Consider the following 24,184-nt stretch of genomic DNA (forward strand, 5'->3'; position numbering starts at 1 on the left):
GGCGCCACCGCCGAGTAACGAGAAACGGAGAACCCCGTGGTTCAGCGCGAACACGGCCCCCGCCTGCGGTCCAGCCTGGGCGGCATCCCCAGCTACAAGCCGGGCAAGCCCGCCGGGGCCGACGCCTTCAAGCTGTCCTCCAACGAGAACCCCTACCCGCCGCTGCCCGGCGTGCTGGAGGCCGCGGTCGCCGCCGCGGGCGACTTCAACCGCTACCCCGACATGGCGGTCAGCGGCCTGGTCGCCGAACTCGCCGAGCGCTTCGGCGTCCCCGCCGAGCACGTCGCCACCGGCACCGGCTCGGTCGGCGTCGCCCAGTCCCTGGTGCTCTCCGCGGCCGGCCCCGGCGACGAGGTGGTCTTCGCCTGGCGCTCCTTCGAGGCGTACCCGATCATCACCCAGGTCTCCGGCGCCACCCCCGTGCCCGTCCCGCTGACCGACGGCGAGGCCCACGACCTCGACGCGATGCTCGCCGCGATCACCGACCGCACCCGGCTGGTCTTCGTCTGCAACCCCAACAACCCGACCGGCGCGGCCATCCACCGCGAGGACCTGGTCCGCTTCCTGGACGCCGTCCCGTCCGACGTCCTGGTCGTCCTGGACGAGGCCTACCGCGAGTTCATCCGCGACGCCGACGTCCCCGACGGCATCGAGCTCTACCGCGACCGCCCCAACGTCTGCGTGCTGCGCACCTTCTCCAAGGCGTACGGCCTGGCCGGCCTGCGGGTCGGCTTCGCGATCGCCCACGAGCCGGTCGCCGACGCGCTGCGCAAGACCGCCGTCCCGTTCGGCGTCAGCCAGCTCGCCCAGGACGCCGCGGTCGCCTCGCTGCGCGCCGAGGACGCCCTGCTGGAGCGGGTCGAGGCGCTCGTCGCCGAACGCACCCGGGTCACCGCCGCACTGCGCGCCCAGGGCTGGACGGTCGTCGACTCCGAGGCCAACTTCGTCTGGCTCCGCCTCGGGGAGCGCACCCTCGACTTCGCCGCCGCCTGCGCCGAGGCCGGCGTGGTGGTCCGCCCCTTCGCCGGGGAGGGCGTGCGCGTCTCGATCGGCGAGGCCGAGGGCAACGACCTGTTCCTGGGCGCCGCGGAGGCGTTCCGCAAGGAACTCTGAGGCTCCGTCAGGTACGGGGTCGGGCAACGCGGTTGCCCGACCCCGCGCGGTGGAAGGACTCCCGGGGCAGGCCCACGCACCACAGGGAGAAGCCCGGATGACCACCCAGCACGACGCCGACCTCACCCCCACCGCCTGGTACAACATCCTGCCGGACCTGCCGGAGCCGGTCCCGCCGATGCTCCACCCCGGCACCAAGGAGCCGGTCACCGCCGACGACCTCGCCCCGCTGTTCCCGGCCGAACTCGTCGCCCAGGAACTCGGAGGCCCCCGCGAGGTCGACATCCCCGGCCCGGTCCTCGACCTGTACCGCCGCTTCCGCCCCGCGCCCCTGGTGCGCGCCGAGCGCCTGGAGCGCGCGCTGCGCACCCCCGCCCGGATCTACTACAAGTACGAGGGGGGCAACCCGACCGGCTCGCACAAGCTCAACACCGCGCTGGCGCAGGCGTACTACAACAAGGCGGCCGGGGTGACCGGCCTGGTCACCGAGACCGGCGCCGGGCAGTGGGGCAGCGCGCTCGGCCTGGCCTGCTCCTTCCTGGAGCTGGACTGCGAGGTCTTCATGGTCCGGGTCTCCTACGACCAGAAGCCGTACCGGCGGGCCCTGATGGAGACCTACGGCGCCGCGGTGCACGCCTCGCCCTCCGAGCTGACCGCCGCCGGGCGGGCCGCGCTGGCGGCCGACCCGGCGGCCACCGGCAGCCTGGGGCTGGCGATCTCCGAGGCGGTCGAGGCGGTGGCGGCGGCGGGCGGCCGGGCCAAGTACGCGCTCGGCTCGGTGCTCAACCACGTGCTGCTGCACCAGACGGTGATCGGGCAGGAGGCGCTGGCCCAGTTCGCCCGGATCGACGACTACCCGGACGTGGTGATCGGCGCGGCGGGCGGCGGCTCCAACTTCGGCGGGCTGGCCTTCCCGTTCCTGGGCGAGCAGTTGGCGGGCCGCCGGGCGGTGCGGGCGGTCGCGGTGGAGCCCGCGTCCTGCCCCTCGCTGACGGCGGGCCGCTACGACTACGACTTCGGCGACAGCGCGGGCACCACCCCGCTGATGAAGATGCACACCCTGGGGCACGGCTTCACCCCGCCCGCGATCCACGCCGGGGGGCTGCGCTACCACGGCATGTCGCCGATCGTCAGCCACCTCAAGGAGCTCGGGCTGGTCGAGGCCGTCGCGGTGCCGCAGACCGCCTGCTTCGAGGCGGGCGTGGCCTTCGCCCGGGCCGAGGGCATCGTGCCCGCCCCGGAGTCCACCCACGCGGTGCGGGCGGCCGTGGACGAGGCGCTGGCCTGCCGGGAGTCCGGGGAGTCGAAGGCGATCGTGTTCGCGCTGTCCGGGCACGGGCACTTCGACATGCAGGCGTACCTGGACCACTTCGCCGGGCGGCTCGCCGACTGACCATGGCTCACCGGCCGCCCGCGGGGCCCGCGGGCGGCCGGGTGAAGCGGTGGCGGGACTTTGCTGGGAGCTGTCTGGGATCCGGGTCAAGGGCTGGTGACCGGTCGGTGGGGCACCGGCCCCGGCCCGGTCGTTTGGTCCTGATCCGTCCGGATCACGGGTCACAGCGGGCGTCCAGGGCCCGTACAGAGCGGTGCAAGAGCGCGGGGCGATGCTTCTGCGCCATGAAGGTGCTTCCGCGACGGCGTGGGGCCGTCCTCGTCAACTCCGCGCTCGGCGTGGCCCTGCTCGGCGGGGCCGCGCTGGCGTACACCACCCTGGACAGCGGCAGCAGCAAGGCCGCGACCACGTCCAAGGTCCGGACCGCCACGGTCGCCAAGGGCACGGTCCAGGCCACCGTGTCCGGATCGGGCACGCTGTTCTCGCCCTCCGACGCCGGGCAGGACTTCACCACCGGGGGCAGGCTCACCTCGGTGGAGGTCGCGGTCGGCGACGCGGTGAAGAAGGGCCAGGTGCTGGCGACCGTCGACACCGTCGCAGCCCAGCAGCAGGTCGACCAGGCGCAGTCCGCGCTGAACACGGCCGAGGCCAACCTGACCAAGGCCGAGGCGGGCGAGTCCGTCACCACCACGGTGACCGGCTCGTCCGGCTCCGGCCGCGGCGGGACGCCCTCCGGCGGCGCGAGCGCCCAGAGCACCCCGCAGCCGACCACCACGACCACCGTGAAGGTCGACCAGGCGCAGGTCGCCTCGGCCCGGCAGCAGGTCGACAACGCGGAGGTGACGCTCGCCAACGCCAAGGACGCGCTGGCCGGGACGACGCTCACCGCGACCACCGACGGCACCGTCGCCTCGATCTCGAACAAGGTCGGCGACACCGTCTCCGGCACCGGCGCCTCCGGCTCGTCCGCCTCCGGATCCTCCGCGGGCTCCTCCGCGGGCGCCAAGACCACCACCGGCAGCGGCGGTTCGAGCTCCACCCCGTCCGGCTTCATCGTGCTGACCAACCCGTCCGGGATGGAGGTCACCGCGAACTTCTCCGAGCTGGACTCGCTCAAGCTGAAGAAGGGCCAGCCGGCCACCGTCACCCTGAACGCGCAGTCCGACACCAAGTTGGAGGCGACCGTCCTGTCGGTCTCCTCGCTGCCCTCCAGCTCCACCAACGGGGCCGTGCAGTACGGCGCGACGCTGCAGATCGCCGGTGACACCTCGACCCTGCGCACCGGCCTGAGCGCCACCATCTCGGTGACCACCGGCTCCGCCGAGAACGCCCTGTCGGTGCCCACCGCGGCCCTCCAGGGCACCGGCAGCGCCCGCACCGCGACGGTGGTGCACGACGACGGCTCCACCGAGCGGGTGCAGGTCGCCGTCGGCATCGAGGGCGACAGCACCGTGCAGGTCACCGAGGGCCTCACCGAGGGCGAGAAGGTCGAGCTGACCTCCACCACCGCGGGCACCGGCAACGGCTTCCCGTCCGGCCAGTTCCCGGGCGCGGGCGGCGCGGCGGGCGGCTTCGGCGGCGGGACGGGCGGCTTCGGCGGCACCGGCGGCGGCACCCGCACCGGCGGCGGCGCCGGAGGCACCCGCTGATGCGCGCCGCCAAGCCCCCGGTGATCCAGATCCGCCGGGTCACCAAGTCGTACGGCCACGGCGACGCCGTCGTGCACGCCCTGCGCGGGCCGATGACCGGCGGCGGCGAGCCGCTCGGCGTCGACCTGGACGTCGCGGAGGGCGACTACGTCGCGGTGATGGGCTCCTCCGGCTCCGGCAAGTCGACCCTGATGAACATCCTGGGCTGCCTGGACGTGCCGACCTCCGGCCGCTACCTGCTGGACGGCACCGACGTCGGCCACCTGGACGAGGGCCAGCTCTCGCTGGTCCGCAACCGCAAGATCGGCTTCGTGTTCCAGTCCTTCAACCTGGTGCCCCGCACCACCGCGCTGGCCCAGGTCGAACTGCCGCTGGCCTACGCGGGCGTGCGGGCCGCCGAGCGGCGCCGCCGGGCGACGGCCGCGCTGGGCCTGGTCGGCCTGGCCGACCGGGCCGGGCACAAGCCCAACCAGCTCTCCGGCGGCCAGCAGCAGCGCGTCGCGGTGGCCCGGGCGCTGGTCACCGCGCCCGCGATGCTGCTCGCCGACGAGCCCACCGGCAACCTCGACAGCCACTCCACCGAGGAGGTGCTGGGCATCATCGACGGACTCAACGCGCGCGGCCGCACCGTGGTGGTGATCACCCACGAGGACGAGGTCGCGCTGCACGCCAAGCGGGTCATCCGGCTGGTCGACGGCGCGATCGTCTCGGACGTCCGGCAGGCGCCGGTCGACGGTCCGCCGCCCGCCCTGGCCGCCGCCGCGGGGGTGGTCGCGTGATCGCCTGGCAGATGCTCCGCTTCGCGGTGGCCGGCCTGGCCGCGAACAAGGTCCGCTCCGCGCTGACCATGCTCGGCGTGCTGATCGGCGTGGCCTCGGTGATCCTGCTGCTCGCGGTCGGCAACGGCTCCTCGGTCGCGGTCAAGGACTCGATCACCTCGCTCGGCACCAACGCGCTGACCGTCTCCTCCTCCGCCTCGCGCGGATCGGTGACCGCCGCGAAGAAGCTCACCGTGGAGGACGCCAAGGCGCTCGCCACGGCCACCGACACCCCGTCCGTCAAGTCGGTCGCCCCGGTGGTCACCACCAGCGGCACCGCGCTGTACGGGAACATCTCGTACCAGCCCGGGCAGATCGTCGGCACCTACCCCGCCTACTTCGAGACCTCCAACCTGAAGGTCGGCAAGGGCGACTACTTCTCCGCGGACGACGTGCTGAACTCCCGCAAGGTCGCGGTGCTCGGCTCGACCACCGCCACCGAGCTGTTCGCCACCGAGGACCCGGTCGGCAAGAAGATCACCATCGGCGGCACCCCGTTCACCGTGGTCGGCGTGCTGAAGACCAAGGGCTCCACCGGCTTCAACGACCCCGACGACGTGGTGATCGCCCCGCTGCCGACCGTGCAGAACGCGTTCACCGGCTTCGGCTCGGTCAACCAGATCCTGGTGCAGGCGTCCTCCGCCGAGGCCACCACCGAGGCGCAGTCCGACATCACCCGGATCCTGATGGGCACCCACGCGATCAAGGACGCCACCAAGGTCGACTTCCGGATCAGCAACCAGACCTCGCTGCTGAGCGCCCGCGAGTCCACCGACAGGACCTTCACCGTCCTGCTCGGCGCGGTCGCCGCGATCTCGCTGCTGGTCGGCGGCATCGGCATCACCAACATCATGCTGGTGACGGTCGCCGAGCGGACCAGGGAGATCGGCATCCGCAAGGCGCTCGGCGCGCCCCGCGCGGTCATCCTCGGCCAGTTCCTCGCCGAGTCCACCCTGCTGTCGGTGATCGGCGCCGGGCTGGGCGTGCTGGTCGGCATCGCCGGCTCGCACTTCCCGGTGGTCGGCATCAAGCCGGTGGTGATCCCCGAGTCGGTGCTCGGCGCGTTCGGCATCGCCGTCGCCATCGGCCTGTTCTTCGGCAGCTACCCCGCCAACCGGGCCGCCGCGCTGCGCCCGATCGACGCCCTCCGGCACGAGTAGAAGGAGACCCCCGTGTCTGACGACCAGGAGCTGCTGGCCACCGCGCCGGACGCCCGCGACATCACCGCCGAGCTGGCCGCGCCGCCGCGCCGCAAGCTCCCCTGGCCCACCCTGGCGCTGGCCGGGTGCGTCATCGCCGTGCTCTCCTTCGCGGGCGGCGTCTGGTACCAGAAGGACGACGGCACCGGCGGCGGCACCAACAACCGGGCGGGCGCCTCCAGCGACCGCTTCCCCGGCGGCGGCACCGGCCGCGGCGGCTACGGCGGCGGCTACGGGGGCGGCCAGGCCACCGGTGGCGGCGGCCAGTTCCCCGGCGGCGCGGGCGGCTTCACCCGCGGCATCGTGAAGTCGGTGGAGGGCGACACCGTCTACCTGACCGACGCCAACGGGAACACGGTCAAGGTCACCACCCAGGACTCCACCAAGGTCACCACTACCAAGGAGGGCAAGGTCGGCGACCTGCAGCCCGGCCAGACCGTGACCGTGGTGGGCAGCAAGGGGGCGGACGGCTCCTACAGCGCCACCCAGCTCACCGAGGGCAACGCGGCGGGCGGCTTCGGCGGCCGCGGCGGCGGCAACGGCGGGACCGGCGGCGCGGGTACCAGTTCGGGCACGACCGGATGACTAATCCAATCTTCATTCCCCTCCCGTAGCCTGCCGGGGCTAGGGTCTGTCCGACGGCGATCGGTCGGGCACGCCCCGGCGGGCGCCGTCGGACAGACCCCGTGGTGTCCGGGGTGGCCCATTCGTCCGGCCGGGAGGCTGAGCAATCGTGACAGGCGCAGTGCAGTCGAGCCCGGCCGCGGCCGCCCAGGCCGGGAGCGAGCCCTTCCTGCTGGTCGTGGACGACGAACCGAACATCCGCGAGCTGCTCTCGGCCAGCCTGCGGTTCTCCGGCTTCCGGGTGGCCTCCGCCGCCACCGGCCAGGAGGCCCTGGACGCGGTCGCCGCCGAGCGCCCCGACCTGGTCGTCCTGGACGTGATGCTGCCCGACCTGGACGGCTTCACCGTGGTGCAGCGGCTGCGCGACCAGACCCAGTGGCCGCAGAGCCCCGAGCACGTCCCGGTGCTGTTCCTGACCGCGAAGGACGGCACCGGCGACAAGGTGCAGGGCCTGGCGGTCGGCGCCGACGACTACGTCACCAAGCCGTTCAGCCTGGAGGAGCTGATCGCCCGGATCCGGGCGATCCTGCGCCGGGCGGGCGGCCCCGCCGACGACGGCCGCCTGGTGGTGGCCGACCTCACCCTGGACCCGACCGCGCACGAGGTCACCCGCGGCGGCGCCGCGGTCTCGCTCTCCCCGACCGAGTTCAAGCTGCTGCACTACCTGATGGCCAACGTCGGCCGGGTGGTCTCCAAGGCGCAGATCCTCGACCACGTGTGGGCGTACGACTTCGGCGGCGACCTGTCGATCGTCGAGTCGTACATCTCCTACCTGCGCCGCAAGCTCGACTCCGGCCCGGTGCACGGCCCCAAGCTGATCCACACGGTGCGCGGCATCGGCTACGCGCTGCGCCGCCCGCCGAACGGCTGAGATGGCCCGCTTCTCGCTGCGGGTGCGCCTGCTGGTGCTCGCGCTGCTGCTGGTCACCACCGGCCTGGTGGTGAGCGACACCCTGGTGCTGGGCACCGTCCGCGGGCAGCTGGTGGACCGGGCCGACGAACAGCTCGACCGGTTCGCCGACCCGCTGTCGCACCGCTCCCCGTCCAAGCAGAGCACCGCCTCGGTGTTCAGCAGCACCCAGACCCCCGGCCGCCGCACCGGCCAGGGCCTGCCCAGCGAGTACGTGGTGCGCTACCTGGCCGAGGACGGCTCGGTGCTGTCGGTGGTCCGGCAGCCGCTGAGCGAGTCCGACCCGGCCCCGCAGCTGCCCGCGCTGGACCGCAAGGGCCTGACCGAGCGGCTGGACGAGCCGTTCACCGCCTCGGGGCCGCGCTCCAGCGAGTGGCGCTCGATGGTGAAGTCGCTGCAGGGGGCCGCGGGCAGCGACCCCGCCGCGCCCCGGTACGTGCAGGTAGCGGTGCCGCTGGCGGACGTCCAGTCGACCATCTCGCACCTGCGCACCACCTTCCTGACCATCGGCGGCGCGGTGCTGGTCGGCATCGCGGGCCTGGGCGCGCTCGCGGTGCGGGCCGGGCTGCGGCCGCTGCGCCAGCTGGAGGCGGGCGCCCAGCGGATCGCCGACGGCGACCTGTCGTACCGGATGCCGGAGCTGCCCGCCCGCACCGAGGCGGGTCGGCTGTCCGCGGCGCTGAACGGCATGCTCACCCACATCGAGACGGCGTTCGCCGCCCGGGCCGCCTCCGAGCAGCGGATGCGCCGCTTCGTCGCGGACGCCTCGCACGAGCTGCGCACCCCGCTGGCCGGGATCCGCGGCTTCGCCGAACTGCACCGGATGGGCGCGCTGCAGGACGTGGACCGGGCGATGGACCGGATCGAGTCCGAGGCGGTGCGCCTGGGCGCCCTGGTCGAGGACCTGCTGCTGCTGGCCCGCCTCGACGAGGAGCGCCCGCTCGACCTGGCCCCGATGGACCTGCGCACCCTGGCCGCCGACGCCCTGCACGACCTGACCGCGCTCGACCCGGGCCGCCCGGTCGCGCTGACCGGCCCGAACGGCGAGGGCGCCCCGCAGGCCGCCCCGGTGCTGGGCGACGAGGCCCGGCTGCGCCAGGTGGTGACCAACCTGGTCGGCAACGCGGTCAAGCACACCCCGTCCGGCACCGCGGTGCGGATCGGCGTGGGCCGGGCGGACGGCGGCTGCCTGCTGGAGGTCGCCGACCGGGGCCCCGGGCTGACCGAGGACCAGGCCGCCCAGGTCTTCGAACGCTTCTACCGGGCGGACGCCTCCCGCAGCCGCCGGGCCGGCGAGAGCGGGGGATCGGGCCTGGGCCTGGCGATCGCCAGCGCCCTGGTCTCGGCGCACGGCGGCGAGCTGACCCTGCGCACCGCCCCGGGCGACGGCGCGGCCTTCCGGCTCTCGCTGCCGCGCCAGTACTGACGCCCCCTCAGGGCCTCCCGCGTCAAGCGCCGTTCGGTACACCGGGCCTGCCCGGGCGCTGCTTGTGGGCGGCCGGGGGGACGCCGGATCATCGGGGTGTTGCAGAACACCCACCCCCCGTGCCACCGCACTGATAAGCATCATGGATACTTCCCTTGTGAACGTGTTCACGTTCACAAGCGGACAAGCTTGGGATGGTTCGGCGCGCTTGCGTGCTAGATCTGCCTTTCGTCCGGTATGTGGCACAACCCCTGTGAGAGAGGGCGCAGTGGACCTAGCAGTCGCTCACGAGACCATCTCGCGATGGCAGTTCGGCATCACCACCGTCTACCACTTCCTCTTCGTGCCCCTCACGATCAGCCTGGCCTCGATCGTGGCCGGCCTGCAGACCGCCTGGGTGCGCACGGGCAGGGAGAAGTACTTCCACGCCACCAAGTTCTGGGGCAAGCTCTTCCTGATCAACATCGCGATGGGCGTGGTCACCGGCATCGTCCAGGAGTTCCAGTTCGGCATGAACTGGTCCGACTACTCCCGCTTCGTCGGCGACGTGTTCGGCGCCCCGCTGGCGATGGAGGCGCTGATCGCCTTCTTCTTCGAGTCCACCTTCATCGGCCTGTGGATCTTCGGCTGGGACCGGCTCCCGAAGAAGGTCCACCTGGCCTGCATCTGGCTGGTCGCGATCGGCACCGCGCTCTCCGCGTACTTCATCCTGGCCGCCAACTCCTGGATGCAGCACCCGGTCGGCTACCGGATCGACCCGGCCACCGGGAAGGCCCAGCTCACCGACATCGTCCGGGTGCTGACCCAGAACACCACCGTCGTGCAGGTCTTCCACACCCTCACCGCCGCCTTCCTCACCGGCGCCGCCTTCGTGGTCGGCATCGCCAGCTACCACCTGTGGCGGGCCAAGCGGGGCAAGGAGACCGACCGGAGGAGGACCGCCGCGATGCGCACCTCGCTGCGGGTCGGGCTGGCCATCGCCGTGGTGGCCGGGCTGGGCACCGCGATCAGCGGCGACACCCTCGGCAAGGTGATGTTCGAGCAGCAGCCGATGAAGATGGCCGCCGCCGAGGCCCTGTGGGACACCCAGGCGCCCGCCCCGTTCTCGGTGTTCGCGATCGGCGACGTGTCCAAGGGCCACAACTCGGTCGAGCTGGAGATCCCCGGGATACTGTCCTTCCTCGCCCACAACGACTTCTCCTCCTCGGTGCCCGGCATCAACGACACCGCCGCCGCCGAGGCCGCGAAGTACGGCGGGCAGCCGGAGGACTACATCCCCAACATCTTCGTCACCTACTGGGGCTTCCGGCTGATGATCGGCTTCGGCATGACGTCCTTCGCCGCCGCGCTGATCGGCCTGTGGACCACCCGCCGGAAGTTCTGGCTGGCCCCCGAGCACCGCACCGGCGAGGACGAGCCGCCGAAGCTGATGCTCACCAAGAAGCGCGAGATGAGCGTCTTCTTCACCCGGTGGAGCTGGCGGATCGGCATCCTCACCATGGGCTTCCCGCTGGTCGCCAACAGCTTCGGCTGGATCTTCACCGAGATGGGCCGCCAGCCCTGGGTGGTGTTCGGCCTGATGCGCACCCGCGACGCGGTCTCCCCCAACGTCAGCGTCGGCACCCAGGTGGTCGGCCTGACCACGCTGACCGTGCTGTACGCGGTCCTCGCCGTCATCGAGGTCGGGCTGCTCGCCAAGTACGCCGCCGCCGGGCCGGACACCACCGAGCAGCCGCCCGCCAAGGACCCGACCCTGCGCGGACCCTCCGACGACGAGGACGCCGACCGGCCCCTCGCCTTCGCGTACTGAGGACGGATCACATGCACCTGCACGACCTCTGGTTCGTCCTGATCGCCGTCCTGTGGATCGGCTACTTCTTCCTGGAGGGCTTCGACTTCGGCATCGGGATCCTCACCCGCACCCTGGCCCGGGACACCGCCGAACGCCGCGTCCTGATCAACACCATCGGCCCGGTCTGGGACGGCAACGAGGTGTGGCTGCTCACCGCGGGCGGCGCCACCTTCGCCGCCTTCCCCGACTGGTACGCCACCCTGTTCAGCGGCTTCTTCGTCCCGCTGCTGCTGATCCTGGTCTGCCTGATCGTCCGCGGCGTCTCCTTCGAGTACCGGCACCAGCGCAGCGGCGAGCGCTGGCAGCGCAACTGGGAGCTGGCGATCTTCTGGACCTCGCTGCTGCCCGCCTTCCTGTGGGGCGTCGCCTTCGGCAACATCGTGCACGGCGTCGACATCGACGCCGACAAGAACTACGTCGGCACCCTCTGGGACCTGCTCAACCCGTACGCGCTGCTCGGCGGACTCACCACCCTGGTGCTGTTCACCTTCCACGGCGCCGTGTTCGCCTCGCTCAAGACCACCGGCGAGATCCGGGTCCGGGCCCGCGCCCAGGCCACCGCGCTCGGCCTGGCCACCGCCGTGCTCGCCCTGGTCTTCCTGGTCTGGACGCAGGCGCACTCCGGCAACGGCTGGAGCCTGGCCGCGCTGGTCGTCGCCGTCCTCGCCCTGGTCGGCGCGCTCGGCGCCAACCGGCTGGCCCGCGAGGGCTGGGCGTTCGCGCTCAGCGGCCTGACCGTCGTGGCCGCCGTCGGGATGCTCTTCCTGTCGCTGTTCCCCGACGTGATGCCCTCCACCCTGGACCCCGACTGGTCGCTGACCGTCACCAACTCGGCCTCCTCGCCCTACACGCTCAAGGTGATGACGGTCGTCGCGCTGGTCTTCACCCCGCTCGTGCTGCTCTACCAGGGCTGGACGTACTGGGTCTTCCGCCGCCGGATCGGCGTCCAGCACCTCCCCGCCGCCGCCCACCACTGACGCAGGAGCCGACACCATGGACCGCCAGCAGCGGATGCGTCCGATCGACCCCCGGCTGCTGGCGCACGCCCGCACCACCCGCGCCTTCCTCGCCGGCACCGTCGTGCTCGGCGGGGCGGGCGCGGTCCTGCTGGTGGCCCAGGCCGCGCTGATCGCCTCGCTGGTGGTCGGCGCCTTCCAGGACGGCCGGGCCGGGCTCGGCGGGCAGCTGCTCGGCCTGGCGGCGGTCACCCTCGGCCGGGCCCTGGTCGCCTGGCTCACCGAACTCACCGCCCACCGCTCGGTCGCCACCGTCAAGTCCGCGCTGCGCCGCCGCCTCCTCGACCACGCCACCGCCCTCGGCCCCGCCCACCTCACCGGCGCCCGCACCGGCGACCTCGCCACCCTCGCCACCCGCGGCGTCGACGCCCTCGACGACTACTTCGCCCGCTACCTCCCGCAGCTGGCCCTCGCCGTGGTCGTCCCGCTCGTCGTGCTGGCCCGGATCCTCGGCGCCGACTGGGAGTCCGCCGCGATCGTCTGCGCCACCCTGCCGCTGATCCCGCTGTTCATGGTCCTGATCGGGTACGCCACCCAGGCCCGCACCGACCGCCAGTTCGCCGGGCTCTCCCGGCTCTCCCACCACTTCCTCGACGTGGTCGCCGGACTGCCCACCCTCAAGGTCTTCGGCCGGGCCCGCGCCCAGGCCCGGGCGATCGGCCGGATCACCGAGGACTACCGGCGCGCCACCCTGCGCACCCTGCGCCTCGCCTTCGTCTCCTCCTTCGCCCTGGAACTGCTCTCCACCCTGTCGGTCGCCCTGGTCGCCGTCTCGATCGGCTTCCGGCTGGTGAACGGCACCCTCGACCTGGAGACCGGCCTGCTGGTGCTCGTCCTCGCCCCCGAGGTCTACCTGCCGATCCGCCAGGTCGGCGCGCTCTACCACTCCAGCGCGGAGGGCCTGGCCGCCGCCGGGAAGATCTTCGAAGTCCTGGAGACCCCGCTCCCCGCGGCCGGCACCCGCCCCGCCCCCACCGGCACCGACCTCCGGGTCGAGGACCTGACGGTCCGCCACCCCGGCCGCGGCGGCGAGACGCTGTCGGGCTTCTCGATGACCGTCCCGGCCGGCCGCACCACCGTCCTCACCGGCCCCAGCGGCGCGGGCAAGACCACCCTGGTCAGCGCCCTGCTCGGCTTCACCCGCCCCGACGGCGGACGCGTCCTGCTCGGCGGGCAGGACCTCGCCGACACCGACCCCGCGAGCTGGCACGCCCAGGTCGCCTGGGTCCCGCAGCACCCCCACCTGTTCGCCGGGACCGTCGCCGAGAACGTCCGCCTCGCCCGCCCCGACGCGAGCGACGCCCAGCTCGCCGCCGCCCTCGCCGCCGCGCACGTCGACTTCACCACCCCCGACGCCCCCCTCGCCGAGAACGGCCACGGCCTCTCCGCGGGCCAGCGCCAACGCCTCGCCCTGGCCCGCGCCCTGCTCGCCGACCGCCCCGTCCTGATCCTCGACGAACCCACCGCCCACCTCGACCCCGTCACCGAGGCCGCCCTCCTCGGCACCCTCCGCACCCTCGACCGCACCGTCCTCCTGATCACCCACCGCCCCGCGCTGACGGCCCTCGCCGACCACCACGTACACCTCCCGGGGCCGGCGGCCGTCGAGCAGGCGCGAGCGCAGGTGCGAAACCAGGGGCGCGAGGAACCGCGCGAAGCGGGAGGGACCGTCCCGCAGCCCCGGTACGAAGAAGCGCCGCTCCCCGAGGGGGACCTCCGGCAGCGCGTTCCCCGGTTCTGGCTCGCGGCCCTGCTCGGCGCCCTCGCGCTGGGCTGCGCCGTCGCGCTGATGGGCACCTCCGGCTGGCTGATCTCGCGGGCCTCGCAGATGCCGCCGGTGCTGTACCTGATGGTCGCGGTGACCTCGGTGCGGGCCTTCGGGATCGGGCGGAGCGTGTTCCGGTACGCGGAGCGGCTGGTGGCGCACGACGCGGTGCTGAAGGCGCTCGGCGGCGTCCGGACGGCCGTCTACCGGCGGCTGGAGCGGCTGGCCCCGGCCGGGCTGCCGCAGTTCCGGCGGGGCGACCTGCTGTCGCGGCTGGTCGCGGACGTGGACGCGGTGCAGGACTTCCACCTGCGCTGGCGGCTGCCCGCCGCCGTCGCCGTGGCGGTCTCGCTGGGCGCCTCGGCCGCGCTGGCCGCGTTCCTGCCGCTCGCGGGCCTGGTGCTGGCGCTGGGCCTGCTGCTGGCGGGCGCGGCCGTCCCGGCGCTGGAACGGTGGGTCTCGGGCCGGACGGAGCGGCGGCACGCGCCCGCGCGCGGCGAGCTGGCGACCGCGGTGGTCGACACCCTGACCGGCACGGCGGAGCTGACCGTCGCCGGGGCGCTGCCGCGGCGGCTGGCCGCCGCGGCGGACGCGGACGGGGTGCTGACCCGGCTGGCGGCCCGGTCGGCCGCCGCGGGCGGCCTCTCGGCGGGGCTGGTGGCGCTGGTGTCGGGCCTGACGGTGGTCGCGGCCGCGGCGGCGGGGGTGCACGGCGTGGCGTCGGGGGCGCTGCCGGGGGTGTGCCTGGCGGTGGTGGTGCTGACGCCGCTGGCGGCGTTCGAGGCGGTGGCGGGGATGCCGACGGCGGTGCGCCACCGGGAGCGGGCCCGGGCCGCCCGGGAGCGGCTGGAGCAGGTGCTGGCCGCCCCGCTCCCGGTCCGCGAGCCGGACGCGCCGGAGCCGCTGCCGGACGTCCGACTGCCGATCAGCGTCCGCGACCTGGCGGTGCGCTGGCCGGGCGCCGGGCGGGACGCGCTGTGCGGGGTCGACCTGGAGCTGGCGGCCGGGCGGCGGATCGCGGTGGTGGGGGCGTCCGGTTCGGGCAAGACCACGCTGGCGCAGGCGCTGCTGCGCTTCGTCGAGCCCTCGGCCGGGGCGGTGCTGCTGGCGGGCCGCACCGACACCCGGCGGCTGGCGGGCGAGGACGTCCGCCGGGTGGTGGGCCTGTGCGCGCAGGACGCGCACGTCTTCGACAGCTCGGTGCGGGAGAACCTGCGCCTGGCCCGGCCGGACGCCGACGAGGCGGCGCTGCGGGCGGCGCTGGCCGCGGCCCGGCTGCTGGACTGGGCGGACGGCCTGCCGGAGGGCCTGGACACCATGGTCGGCGAGCACGGGGCCCGGCTGTCGGGCGGCCAGCGCCAGCGCCTGGCGCTGGCCCGGGCACTGCTCGCGGACTTCCCGGTGCTGGTGCTGGACGAGCCCGCCGAGCACCTGGACGTCGCCACCGCGGACGCGCTGACCGCCGACCTGCTGGCCGCCACCGCGGGCCGCACCACGCTGCTGATCACGCACCGGCTGGCCGGTCTGGACGACGGCAGCGTGGACGAGGTGCTGGTGCTGGACGGCGGCCGGGTGGTCGAGCGCGGCCGCTGGTCGGAGCTGGTGGCGCGGCCGGGCGGCCGGCTGGCCGCGATGGCGGAGCGGGAGCGGGCGGGCGAGCGGGTGGCGGCGGGCGAGCCGGCGGCGGTCTGAGGACGGGCGGCGGCGGGCGGCGGTCTGAGGACGGGTGTCGCCGCCCCCCGGAAAGGGGCAAACCATGACAGAAGTGCACACTGGTGACATGCAGACGCCGGAGGAGCCGGTCGCCACGGGCGGCCGGCCGCGCATCCCCGAGATCTCCTCGCTCGGGCTCGACACCCTGGTCACCGAGGTCTCCGAGCGGCTGCAGTCGGCCGCCGCGGTGACCGACCGGATGCAGCGGCTGCTGGAGGCGGTGGTCTCGGTCGGCGCGGGCCTGGACCCGCACGCCACGCTGCAGCGGATCGCGGCGGGCGCGGCCGAGCTGGTGGACGCCAAGTACGCGGCGATGGGCGTGGTGAACCCGCACGGCAGCGGCCTGTCGGACTTCATCCACATCGGCATCGACAACGCGACGGCCGCCGAGATCGGCCACCTGCCGACCGGCCGGGGCATCCTGGGCGCGCTGATCGACGACCCGCGGCCGCTGCGGCTGACCGACCTGTCCACCGACCCGCGCTCGGTCGGCTTCCCGGCGCACCACCCGCCGATGGTGTCCTTCCTGGGGGTGCCGATCCGGGTCCGCGGCGAGGTGTTCGGCAACCTGTACCTGACCGAGAAGAAGGGCGGCGGCTCGTTCACGCCCGAGGACGAGCAGGTGGTGCTGGCGCTCGGCGCGGCCGCGGGCGTGGCGATCGAGAACTCCCGGCTGTACGAGCAGGGCCGCCGCCGCGAGCGCTGGATCACCGGCGCGGCCGCGGTCACCACCTCGCTGCTGTCCACCGACGAGGCGCAGGTCGCGCTGACCGTCGCCGCCGAGCAGGTCCGCGAACTCGCCGGGGGCGCCCTGGGGATGATCCTGCTCCCGGCCGGGGAGGACCGGATGCGGGTGGCGCACGCCTCCGGCGAGCAGGCCGACCACCTGACCGGCGAACTGCTCCCGGAGGGCGGCTTCGCCCCCCGGCTGCTGGCCGGGGAGGCGCTCTACCTGGACGACCTGGCGACCGCGCCGGAGACCGCCTCCGGCGCCCAGTTCGACCGGCTGGCCCGGCGGTTCGGCCCGGCGATGGCGGTGCCGATGGTCTCCGCGGGCCGGGTGCTGGGCGCGCTGTGCGTGTGGCGCGAGGCCGGGACGGTGCCGTTCAGCGACACCGAGCGGCAGCTCTCCCAGACCTTCGCCTCGCAGGCGGCGCTGGCCCTGCGGCTGGCCGAGTACCAGCGCAACCAGCAGCGCCTGGCGGTGTTCCAGGACCGCGACCGGATCGCCCGCGACCTGCACGACCTGGTCATCCAGCGGCTGTTCGCGACCGGCATGATGCTGGAGTCGGCGGCCCGCCGGGCCGTCGTCCCCGAGGTGCAGGAGCGGATCGGCCAGGCCGTGGACGAGCTGGACGCCACCATCCAGGAGGTCCGCACCACCATCTACGCGCTCCAGCACGGCGACACCGACGACCAGCCCGACACCCTGCGCACCCGGGTGCTGCGCGAGGGCAGCCAGGCCGCGGCGGCGCTCGGCTTCAGGCCCACCGTCACCTTCACCGGCCCGGTGGAGAGCCTGGTGGGGGAGCGGACCTCCCGCCAACTGCTGGCGGCGCTGCGCGAGATGCTCTCCAACACGGCCCGGCACGCGCGCGCCTCCCGGGTCGCCGTCGAGCTCGACGCCACCGTCCACCTCGGCGAGGACGGCCGCCCGCTCTCCCCCGCCCCGACCCGCACCGGCCCGCCCGGCGTCCTGCTCACCGTCACCGACGACGGCGTCGGCATCCCCGAGGGCGGCCGCCGCTCCGGCCTGCGCAACCTCACCCGCCGCGCCGAGGCCCTCGGCGGCGACGCCTGGCACGAGACCGGCCCGCACGGCAAGGGCACCCGGGTCCGCTGGACCGCCCGCCTCTGACGACGGCGGGCCGGCCGTCCCGGCGGCTCCGACCGTCCCGGCGGCTCCGACCGTCCCGGCCGTTACGCCGGGCCGGGACGGGGCAGGCGCGGTCGCATGGGAGAGATCAGGGTCGGCGCCTGCTCCTGGACGGACCGGGAACTGCTGGCGAGCGGCTGGTACCCGGCGGGCCACCGGGACGCCGAGGGCAGGCTGCGCCACTACGCGACGAGGTTCCCGGTCGTCGAGGTCGACGCCACGTACTACGCGCTGCCCAGCACCCGCAACAGCACCCGGTGGGTCGAGCGCACCCCCGCGGGCTTCCGCTTCGACGTGAAGGCGTTCTCGCTGCTCACCGGCCACCCCACCCGGTCCGCCGCGCTGCCCGCCGACCTGCGGACGGTGCGCAGGGACGACCCGGGGCTGCTGGACGAGGTGTGGGCCCGGTTCGGCGGCGCCCTGGAGCCGCTGCGCGCGGCCGGGCGCCTGGGCGCCCTGCTGTTCCAGTTCCCGCCGCGGCTGACCCCGGGCGCCCCGGCCCGGGCGCTGCTGCGGGCCTGCCGGGAGCGCACCGCGGGCTGGCCGCTGGCGGTGGAGTTCCGCCACCCCGACTGGTGGCGGCCCGAGCTCGCCGCCGACACCCGCGCCCTGCTGGCCGAGCTGGACGCGGCCGCGGTGGCCGTGGACACCGCCCAGGGCCTGCCCACCTCGATGCCGCCGGTCGCCCCGGTCACCTCCCCGGACCTCGCGGTGGTCCGCTTCCACGGCCGCAGCCCGGCCTGGGGCACCGGCTCGAAGGAGGACCGCTTCCGCCACGACTACGCGCCGGAGGAACTCGCCCCCTGGCTGCCGCGCGTGCGCGCGATGGCCGACCGGGCCCGGGAGGTGCACGTCCTGTTCAACAACTGCTGCGCGGACGCCGCCGTGCGGGCCGCCGGGACGATGACCGGCCTGCTCGGCCTGGACCCGCCCCGGGGGCCGGAGCCGCCCCGAGGGCCTGAGCCGCCCCAGGAGCTGGAGCTGGACCTGGGCCTGTGAGCGCGGCCGGGCGGCCGGGCGGCCGGGCGGCAGAGCCGTCAGGGCCGTCAGGGCCGTCAGAGCAGGGTCTCGATGACGGCGGCGACGCCGTCCTGCTCGTTGCTGACGGTGTGCTGCCCGACCGCGGCGAGCACCAGCGGGTGGGCGTTGGCGACGGCGTAGGACTGCCCGGCCCAGGCGAGCATCTCCAGGTCGTTGGGCATGTCGCCGAAGGCCACCACCTCGGCGGCGTCGATGCCCTGCTGGGCGCACCAGCGGGCCAGGCTGCTGGCCTTGGTGACACCGGGGGCGCTGATCTCCACCAGCGGGATCGGGCTGGAGCGGGTCACCTCGGCGAGCGGGCCGACGGCGGCCCGGGCCCGGTCCAGGAACGCGTCGGGGGAGAGGTCGGGGTGCTTGCCCAGGATCTTGAACAGGCCGTCGACCTGCCCGGCGGCGAGCAGGTCCGCGGCGGTGCCGACCGGGTGCTCCTTGTCGGACTCCCACATCACCACGTTGTACTCCGGCTCCCGGGCGAAGCCGCCGGGGAACTCGAACGCGAAGGCGGTGCCCGGCAGTTCGGCCCGTAGCCGGTCCACCACGGTGAGCGTCCCGGCCGGGTCGAGCGGGTAGGTCTCCAACAGCTCGCCGCGCCGGACGTCGACCACCGCACCGCCGTTGGAGCAGATCGCCACGCCGTGCCCGCCGATGTGCGGCCCCAGGTGCCGCATCCAGCGCGGCGGCCGCCCGGTCACGAACACCACCTGCACCCCGGCGGCCTCGGCGGCGGCCAGCGCGGCGGCCGTCCGGGCGGTCACCGTGCCGCCGGAGCACAGCAGGGTGCCGTCGAGGTCGGTGGCGATCAGGCGGGGGCGCGGGGAGGCGGTCATCCGTCCATCTTCGCGCACTCGCCCCGGAACCGGACCCGCCCGGCGCGGGCGGGCCCGGTCCCCGGACGGGTTAGGCCGCGACGTCCAGGGTGAGGGCCGCGGTGTGCAGCGTGCCGCCGGTCCGGAACTGCAGGAACAGCCGCCAGTCGCCCGGCTTCGGCAGCTCGGCGTGGAAGGCCAGCTCCGGTCCGCCGCCCTCGCCCTCGACGGCCGCCGCCTCCGGGTGCAGGTGCGCGAACGCCAGGTCGCCCGCGTGGAAGGCGGTCAGGTGCGCGTACGTCCCCAGGTACGGCTGCAGGTCGGTGACCGGCTGCCCGTCCTTGCTGACGGTGACGGTCAGCTCCCCGGCCGCCCCGGCCCGCGGGGTGCCCGCCACGGTCACCGCGTAGCCGTCCGCGGTGGTGCCGGTGGCCGCGGGCGGCAGCGGCACCGGGGTGGCCGCGCCGGGCACCGTCGCGGCCCGGCTGAGCACCAGGCCGGTACCCGCCCCGCTGCCCGCACCCGGGACGAACGAGGCGTACAGCCGCCAGTCGCCGGGCGCCGGGTCGGCCAGCGGGGCCGTCCAGGTGCCGTCCGCGGCCCGCACCGGGTGCAGGTGCTGGAAGCCGGACAGGTCGGAGCGGATCGCGTAGAAGTGCATCTCCTCGGTCTGCTCGGGCCGGTACGAGGTGAGCACCCCGCCGTCCGGGCCGGTCACGGTGAACCGGTACTCGTTGCCGGACAGCGCGCCGTCCAGCCGGTAGCCGCCCCGCTCGGCGGCCAGGCCGTCGGCGGCGTCGCCGTCCGTGCCGTCCGGGCCGTGGCTCGTCCCCGCCATGTCGTGGCCGCCGGGGGAGGCGGTGGCGGCGGGGGAGGCGGCGTGGTCCATGCCGCCCATGCCGTCCTTGCCGTCCATGTCGCTGCCGCAGGCGGCCAGGACGAGGGAGAGCGTGGCGGCCGCGGCGGCGAGCAGGGCGCGGCGGCGGGTGGTGGTGGTACGGGTCATCGGGAGGTCGCTCCAGGGTGCGCGCGCAGGTGCGCGGTCGCGGACAGGACGCGGCGCCCGGCCGGTCGCACAACTGCGGACCGGACCGGGTGGCGTCCTCAGCTACGGGCGACGCAGACCAGCAGCAACAGTTCCCGCCCCCCGCCGGGCGGCGCCCGCCCACCCCGCTCCGCACCGCTGCACGGCGGCCCCGCGGACGGCAGACGCGGCGGAGCAGCCGCCAGGGCCGAGCCCGGAGCGGGCAGCGACAGCCGGTCACGGGCCGGGGTGGAGACGCAGGCGGACGCCGAACTCCCGTGCGGCAGCGACGTGCTGACGGCGGGGTGGCGCGCCCCGGGCCGGTGCGCGGCGTGCGCGGTTGTTCTGGCGGTTCCGGCCGTCCCTGCCGCTCTGGCCATCTCGGCCGCACTGGTCATCCCGGCCGTCGCGGCCGTATTGACCATCCCGACCATGCGCGGCGGCTGGGCCGGGTGGCAGCCGGTGGCGCTCGCCGGGCTGCCGTGCATCAGGAACAGCCCGAGCAGCAGGGCGCACAGCACCGCCCACCGGGTGGCGGTCCGCCCGGTCGGTGTCGGCACCGTGGCTCGCGGCGTCCGTTCCGTCATCCTGCTCACCATACCCCCGCCCGGTATCGAACGGCCGTGCGGACGAGTGGGGCCGGGGGAGATGAGGGGGCGCCGGGCGGCGACGGCCCCGGCAGCCCGACCCCGTTCGCCCGCTTCCTCGTTCCCTGAACGTCCTGAACGCCCTGAACACCCTGCCGGTCAGCCCAGGCCGTTGACCCTCTTGTACTCCAGCGCGTACGCCAGCTTGCCCGGCTTGGCGTCCGCGTACGGCTTGCCCAGCTTGGCGAACTCGCCCTTGTCGGCGGCCTTCCCGGCGTTCCACTGCTCCAGCGCGCCCAGGTCGCCGGCGGTGAAGCCGCTGCCGATCGGGGCGGTCCGCGGCAGCGCGGTCATCGCCCGGGTGGTGGCCTCGACCGCGGCCAGGTAGCCGGCCAGGTCGTTCCGGTCCCAGCCGGACAGGTCGACGCCCGAGCTGTCGCGGATCCAGCTGCCCCAGTAGAACTCCTGGAACGGCACCGCGTCCTGGGCGTAGCCGATGTCGCGGCCGAAGTAGAGCAGGCTGCGGTACGCGTCGTCCTGGAAGTTCGCCAGGCCGACCGAGGTCGGCAGCTCGTTGATCCGGACGGGGTCGCCCTCGGGGTCGCTCAGGTACACCCACTTGTTCGCCTGCATCTTCGCCCAGAAGTCCTTCTGGGTCAGCGTGCTCAGGTTGGCCAGCACCCGCAGCCGCACGTGCAGGTCCGCGCCGCCGTCCGGGGTCTCGTAGAACGAGGTCAGGGTGTGGTGGCCGTCCGTCAGGAACGGCTCGCCGCCGGGGCCGATCACCACGGTCTTCATCGCGGCGGTGCTGTCCGCGGTCTCGCCGCCCACCGGCAGGGTGCAGGTGAACGAGGACGGGTCGTCCAGGCGCGCGCCCGGCCGCACCGCGACCGCCTCGATCCGGCCGTCGGCCTCGCACCAGTCGCTGAACTTCTTGTTGATCGCGTCCTTGCCCAGCGTGTACCGGCCGAGCTTGTAGTACACCTCGTCGTAGCCCAGCGACGGCTGGGTCGGGTGCACGTCACCGATCCGCACGTCCAGCAACTGGCCCGGCTCGGCGCACAGGTACGGCGCGAACGGCGTCCTGCGGTTGTCGTGGCCGCAGAACGACGGCCGCTCACCCGGCGCCCCGGGCGCGGCGAACGCGGCCGGGGCGGTGGTGGCGACACTGGCCAGGGCCGCGCCGACCGCCAGCAGCGGTACGGCGGACGGGACTCGGAATCGCATGGTGCTTGCTCCCTGCGGGGTGGCTGGAACCGGACCGCGAGCGTGCCAGCGACCGGCCAACGCCCGGGGTCACCGCCGTGGACTCCCGGAGAACGCGGAGGGACGATCCCGTCCCGGCTCAACCCAACTGGGCCAGGCCCTCGGTGGCGATCCGCTCGAAGACGCCGAGGTCGTTCGCGAAGATCGAGTCGGGCACCGGCCAGTGCACCACCAGCTCGGTGATCCCCAGCTCCCGGTACCGGCCCGCCCAGTCCACGAACGCGTCCACCGACTGCAGCGGCTTCTCGGCCGTCGAGCCCTGCAGCAGCACCTTCTCCAACTCGCCGACGTCCCGCCCGGCCGCCTCGCACGCGGCCGCCAGCTTCCCGAGCTGCCGCGCGATCACCTCCGGCGCCTGCTCCACCGGCACGTCCGCAGGCCCGCGCGGGTCCCCGTACGTCACCCACCCCTGCCCGTGCTCAGCCGCCAGCCGCAACCCGCGCGGCCCCGTCGCCGCCACGTAGAACGGCACCCGCGGCACCTGCACGCACCCGGGAATGTTCCGCGCCTCCACCGCCGAGTAGTACTGCCCCTCGCGCGTGGTGGCGTCCTCCCGCAGCAACTCGTCCAGCAACCCCACGAACTCCCCGAACCGCGCCGCCCGCTCCTTCGCCGACCACGCCTCCTGCCCCAACGCCGTCGCGTCGAACCCCACCCCGCCCGCCCCGATCCCCAACGTCAACCGCCCGCCCGAGACGTCGTCCAGCGTGATCAGCTCCTTCGCCAGCGTCACCGGATGCCGGAAGTTCGGCGAGGTCACCAACGTCCCCAACCGGATCCGCTCCGTCGCGCAGGCCGCCGCGGTCAGCGTCGGCACCGACCCGAACCAGGGCTCGTCCCGGAAGCTCCGCCAGCTCAGGTGGTCGTACGTGTAGGCCGCGTGGAAGCCGAGTTCCTCGGCCCGCCGCCACACCTGCTGCCCCTCGCTCCACCGGTGAGGGCGACCTTGGTAGCGAACTGCTCCCGGTCCTAGCCCGGTTGCACGATCGGCTCTCCTCCGAACAGGGAAGCCCCGACACCGATGATCACCTCTCAGTGCCTAGCGTGATGGTGAGGCCGGAGTTTCCGCTGCATGCAGATCCTTCGGCCACTGGCCATGCAAGTGGACAGTGGGGGACATGGCTCAGCCACGGCTGCCAACCGTAGGGCGTGGCGACTTCCTTGCGTCAAGTCTCCCGGATCCGGGAGACTTGACGCAAAACCCTCTTCGAGGGATTCTGGTTGCGTCTTCTCTCCTGGTTCCGGGAGGGAAGACGCAGGAGGAATGATGGAACTGCTCTCGGTGAAGCAAGCGGCCGAGCTGCTCGATATCGACGACTCCCGGGTCAGGCAGCTGCTCCGAGCAGGGACTCTAGAGGGGCAGCAGGTCGGAGGCCGCTGGCTGGTCGACGGTCATGGCGCCAGGCAACGGAAGGAACGCGGCAGCACGCAGGGGCGTCCGCTCTCCGAGCGCAACGCCTGGGGCCTCCTCGCGGCCCTCAGTGGGCAGCGAGCCCCGAACCTGTCCGATGCGGAACGTTCCAGAATCGCAAGCCGACTCAGGAGCATGGCGGCTCACAAGGAACCGCCCGTCGCGCGTTTGAGGCAGCTGGTACGGGTCCGAGCCGAGCGCCGACGTTACCGTGTGCACAGCGGACTGCTGCCGATCCTCCTCGACGACCCCGACGTGGTACGCGGCGGAGTCAGCGCGGCAGCCCGGGTGGGGGTCGGCTACCTGGCGCCGGGCAGAGCCGAGGTCTACGTACGTCTCGACAAGGTCGGCAAGCTGGAAGCGGCGTTCGGGCTCGCTCGCGACAACGCCAAAGGAAACCTGCTCGTGCGGGTAGCCCCTGCAGAAGTGTGGCCTTTCCTGCGCGCGGATGCCGCTCCTGGAAAGAGCGCCGATGCACCTGCTGCGGTGGTGGCAGCGGACTTGCTCGACTCCGATGAAGACCGTGCTGAAACCGCCGCTTCGGAGTTGTGGCAGCGGCTCATCGACGACCTGCAGAAGCGGAGCAACGTCGGATGACGGATGCGACGGCCGTCGTCACGGTCGAGTCCGACCTCATGACCGGGCCACTGGTGGAGCTGAAGCTTCCCCGTGGACCTGGACACCTGGAGACTGGGACGTGAGGTTCCAGAGGAAGTAGAGCCAGGTGAGCAACAAGCAGGGCAAGCGGTACTCGG

18 protein-coding genes and 1 pseudogene are annotated in these 24,184 nt (G+C 74.0%); 14 read left to right on the forward strand and 5 right to left on the reverse strand.

What is annotated here, in order from left to right:
• Nucleotides 1–36 precede the first annotated feature (36 nt).
• The 13 genes from hisC (at nucleotide 37) to OO57_RS17815 (ending at nucleotide 18,293) form a co-directional block, all read left to right on the forward strand.
• Complete coding sequence (hisC, locus tag OO57_RS17755; RefSeq protein ID WP_033253479.1) at nucleotides 37–1,113, forward strand: histidinol-phosphate transaminase; 1,077 nt, start codon at nucleotides 37–39, stop codon at nucleotides 1,111–1,113.
• A 97-nt stretch (nucleotides 1,114–1,210) separates the two neighbouring features.
• Nucleotides 1,211–2,506 carry a TrpB-like pyridoxal phosphate-dependent enzyme gene (locus tag OO57_RS17760; protein ID WP_033253480.1) on the forward strand — a complete coding sequence of 432 codons (1,296 nt, stop codon included), beginning with the start codon at nucleotides 1,211–1,213 and terminating at the stop codon, nucleotides 2,504–2,506.
• Between the two features lie 224 nt (nucleotides 2,507–2,730).
• Complete coding sequence (locus OO57_RS17765; protein WP_051777862.1) at nucleotides 2,731–4,095, forward strand: efflux RND transporter periplasmic adaptor subunit; 1,365 nt, start codon at nucleotides 2,731–2,733, stop codon at nucleotides 4,093–4,095.
• Nucleotides 4,095–4,874 carry an ABC transporter ATP-binding protein gene (locus OO57_RS17770; protein ID WP_033253481.1) on the forward strand — a complete coding sequence of 260 codons (780 nt, stop codon included), beginning with the start codon at nucleotides 4,095–4,097 and terminating at the stop codon, nucleotides 4,872–4,874. Before OO57_RS17765 ends, OO57_RS17770 begins: the two co-directional genes overlap by 1 nt.
• Nucleotides 4,871–6,073 (forward strand): ABC transporter permease, encoded by a 1,203-nt coding sequence (locus OO57_RS17775; protein ID WP_106974020.1) that lies wholly within the window; start codon nucleotides 4,871–4,873, stop codon nucleotides 6,071–6,073. The genes OO57_RS17770 and OO57_RS17775 overlap by 4 nt, the downstream gene beginning before the upstream one ends.
• A 12-nt stretch (nucleotides 6,074–6,085) precedes the next feature.
• A complete protein-coding gene (locus OO57_RS17780) occupies nucleotides 6,086–6,697 on the forward strand; it encodes a hypothetical protein (protein WP_051777864.1) in 612 nt (203 codons plus the stop codon).
• A gap of 148 nt (nucleotides 6,698–6,845) precedes the next feature.
• Entirely contained in the window at nucleotides 6,846–7,607 is a 762-nt protein-coding gene (locus OO57_RS17785) for a response regulator transcription factor (RefSeq protein WP_234337383.1), read from the forward strand.
• A gap of 1 nt (nucleotide 7,608) precedes the next feature.
• The gene (locus OO57_RS17790) at nucleotides 7,609–9,072 is read left to right on the forward strand and encodes a sensor histidine kinase (RefSeq protein WP_033253483.1); all 1,464 of its coding nucleotides are present in this window, start codon (nucleotides 7,609–7,611) and stop codon (nucleotides 9,070–9,072) included.
• Between the two features lie 268 nt (nucleotides 9,073–9,340).
• Nucleotides 9,341–10,882, forward strand: a complete 1,542-nt coding sequence (locus OO57_RS17795; protein WP_033253484.1) for a cytochrome ubiquinol oxidase subunit I — start codon at nucleotides 9,341–9,343, stop codon at nucleotides 10,880–10,882.
• Between the two features lie 11 nt (nucleotides 10,883–10,893).
• Nucleotides 10,894–11,901, forward strand: coding sequence for a cytochrome d ubiquinol oxidase subunit II (cydB, locus tag OO57_RS17800; RefSeq protein WP_033253485.1), 1,008 nt, complete (start codon nucleotides 10,894–10,896; stop codon nucleotides 11,899–11,901).
• Nucleotides 11,902–11,935: 34 nt separating this feature from the next.
• The gene (cydD, locus tag OO57_RS17805; RefSeq protein ID WP_033253506.1) at nucleotides 11,936–15,397 is read left to right on the forward strand and encodes a thiol reductant ABC exporter subunit CydD; all 3,462 of its coding nucleotides are present in this window, start codon (nucleotides 11,936–11,938) and stop codon (nucleotides 15,395–15,397) included.
• 64 nt (nucleotides 15,398–15,461) lie between these two features.
• Nucleotides 15,462–17,276 (forward strand): GAF domain-containing sensor histidine kinase, encoded by a 1,815-nt coding sequence (locus OO57_RS17810; RefSeq protein ID WP_234337384.1) that lies wholly within the window; start codon nucleotides 15,462–15,464, stop codon nucleotides 17,274–17,276.
• Nucleotides 17,277–17,372: 96 nt separating this feature from the next.
• The gene (locus tag OO57_RS17815) at nucleotides 17,373–18,293 is read left to right on the forward strand and encodes a DUF72 domain-containing protein (protein ID WP_081973761.1); all 921 of its coding nucleotides are present in this window, start codon (nucleotides 17,373–17,375) and stop codon (nucleotides 18,291–18,293) included.
• A gap of 56 nt (nucleotides 18,294–18,349) precedes the next feature.
• On the opposite strand, the gene OO57_RS17820 is transcribed toward OO57_RS17815, so the two are convergent.
• From OO57_RS17820 to OO57_RS17840, 5 genes and pseudogenes are all read right to left on the reverse strand, one after another.
• Nucleotides 18,350–19,162, reverse strand: coding sequence for an HAD family hydrolase (locus OO57_RS17820; RefSeq protein ID WP_033253486.1), 813 nt, complete (start codon nucleotides 19,160–19,162; stop codon nucleotides 18,350–18,352).
• 70 nt (nucleotides 19,163–19,232) lie between these two features.
• The gene (locus OO57_RS17825) at nucleotides 19,233–20,147 is read right to left on the reverse strand and encodes a hypothetical protein (RefSeq protein WP_033253487.1); all 915 of its coding nucleotides are present in this window, start codon (nucleotides 20,145–20,147) and stop codon (nucleotides 19,233–19,235) included.
• A gap of 98 nt (nucleotides 20,148–20,245) precedes the next feature.
• Nucleotides 20,246–20,752: a hypothetical protein gene (locus OO57_RS17830; protein WP_158715153.1), complete on the reverse strand. Its 507-nt coding sequence runs from the start codon at nucleotides 20,750–20,752 to the stop codon at nucleotides 20,246–20,248.
• Between the two features lie 159 nt (nucleotides 20,753–20,911).
• Nucleotides 20,912–21,979 carry a ParB/Srx family N-terminal domain-containing protein gene (locus OO57_RS17835; RefSeq protein WP_033253489.1) on the reverse strand — a complete coding sequence of 356 codons (1,068 nt, stop codon included), beginning with the start codon at nucleotides 21,977–21,979 and terminating at the stop codon, nucleotides 20,912–20,914.
• A 118-nt stretch (nucleotides 21,980–22,097) separates the two neighbouring features.
• Nucleotides 22,098–22,952 (reverse strand): annotated as a pseudogene (locus OO57_RS17840) (LLM class flavin-dependent oxidoreductase); the annotation flags it as partial.
• A 330-nt stretch (nucleotides 22,953–23,282) separates the two neighbouring features.
• Between OO57_RS17840 and OO57_RS17845 the strand changes: the two are divergent.
• Complete coding sequence (locus OO57_RS17845; RefSeq protein WP_033253490.1) at nucleotides 23,283–24,026, forward strand: helix-turn-helix domain-containing protein; 744 nt, start codon at nucleotides 23,283–23,285, stop codon at nucleotides 24,024–24,026.
• Nucleotides 24,027–24,184: the final 158 nt, after the last annotated feature.

This window comes from Kitasatospora phosalacinea (genome assembly GCF_000717185.1).
GTDB classification, from domain to species: Bacteria; Actinomycetota; Actinomycetes; order Streptomycetales; family Streptomycetaceae; genus Kitasatospora; species Kitasatospora phosalacinea_A.

Excerpts from the sequence above, each read along its gene's own strand:
- OO57_RS17760 (WP_033253480.1), top strand. The coding sequence starts at position 1,211 with ATGACCACCCAGCACGACGCCGACCTCACCCCCACCGCCTGGTACAAC.
- OO57_RS17765 (WP_051777862.1), top strand. The coding sequence starts at position 2,731 with ATGAAGGTGCTTCCGCGACGGCGTGGGGCCGTCCTCGTCAACTCCGCG.
- OO57_RS17770 (WP_033253481.1), top strand. The coding sequence starts at position 4,095 with ATGCGCGCCGCCAAGCCCCCGGTGATCCAGATCCGCCGGGTCACCAAG.
- OO57_RS17790 (WP_033253483.1), top strand. The coding sequence starts at position 7,609 with ATGGCCCGCTTCTCGCTGCGGGTGCGCCTGCTGGTGCTCGCGCTGCTG.
- cydB (WP_033253485.1), top strand. The coding sequence starts at position 10,894 with ATGCACCTGCACGACCTCTGGTTCGTCCTGATCGCCGTCCTGTGGATC.
- cydD (WP_033253506.1), top strand. The coding sequence starts at position 11,936 with ATGCGTCCGATCGACCCCCGGCTGCTGGCGCACGCCCGCACCACCCGC.
- OO57_RS17810 (WP_234337384.1), top strand. The coding sequence starts at position 15,462 with ATGACAGAAGTGCACACTGGTGACATGCAGACGCCGGAGGAGCCGGTC.
- OO57_RS17815 (WP_081973761.1), top strand. The coding sequence starts at position 17,373 with ATGGGAGAGATCAGGGTCGGCGCCTGCTCCTGGACGGACCGGGAACTG.
- OO57_RS17820 (WP_033253486.1), bottom strand. The coding sequence starts at position 19,162 with ATGACCGCCTCCCCGCGCCCCCGCCTGATCGCCACCGACCTCGACGGC.
- OO57_RS17825 (WP_033253487.1), bottom strand. The coding sequence starts at position 20,147 with ATGACCCGTACCACCACCACCCGCCGCCGCGCCCTGCTCGCCGCCGCG.
- OO57_RS17830 (WP_158715153.1), bottom strand. The coding sequence starts at position 20,752 with ATGACGGAACGGACGCCGCGAGCCACGGTGCCGACACCGACCGGGCGG.
- OO57_RS17835 (WP_033253489.1), bottom strand. The coding sequence starts at position 21,979 with ATGCGATTCCGAGTCCCGTCCGCCGTACCGCTGCTGGCGGTCGGCGCG.
- OO57_RS17845 (WP_033253490.1), top strand. The coding sequence starts at position 23,283 with ATGATGGAACTGCTCTCGGTGAAGCAAGCGGCCGAGCTGCTCGATATC.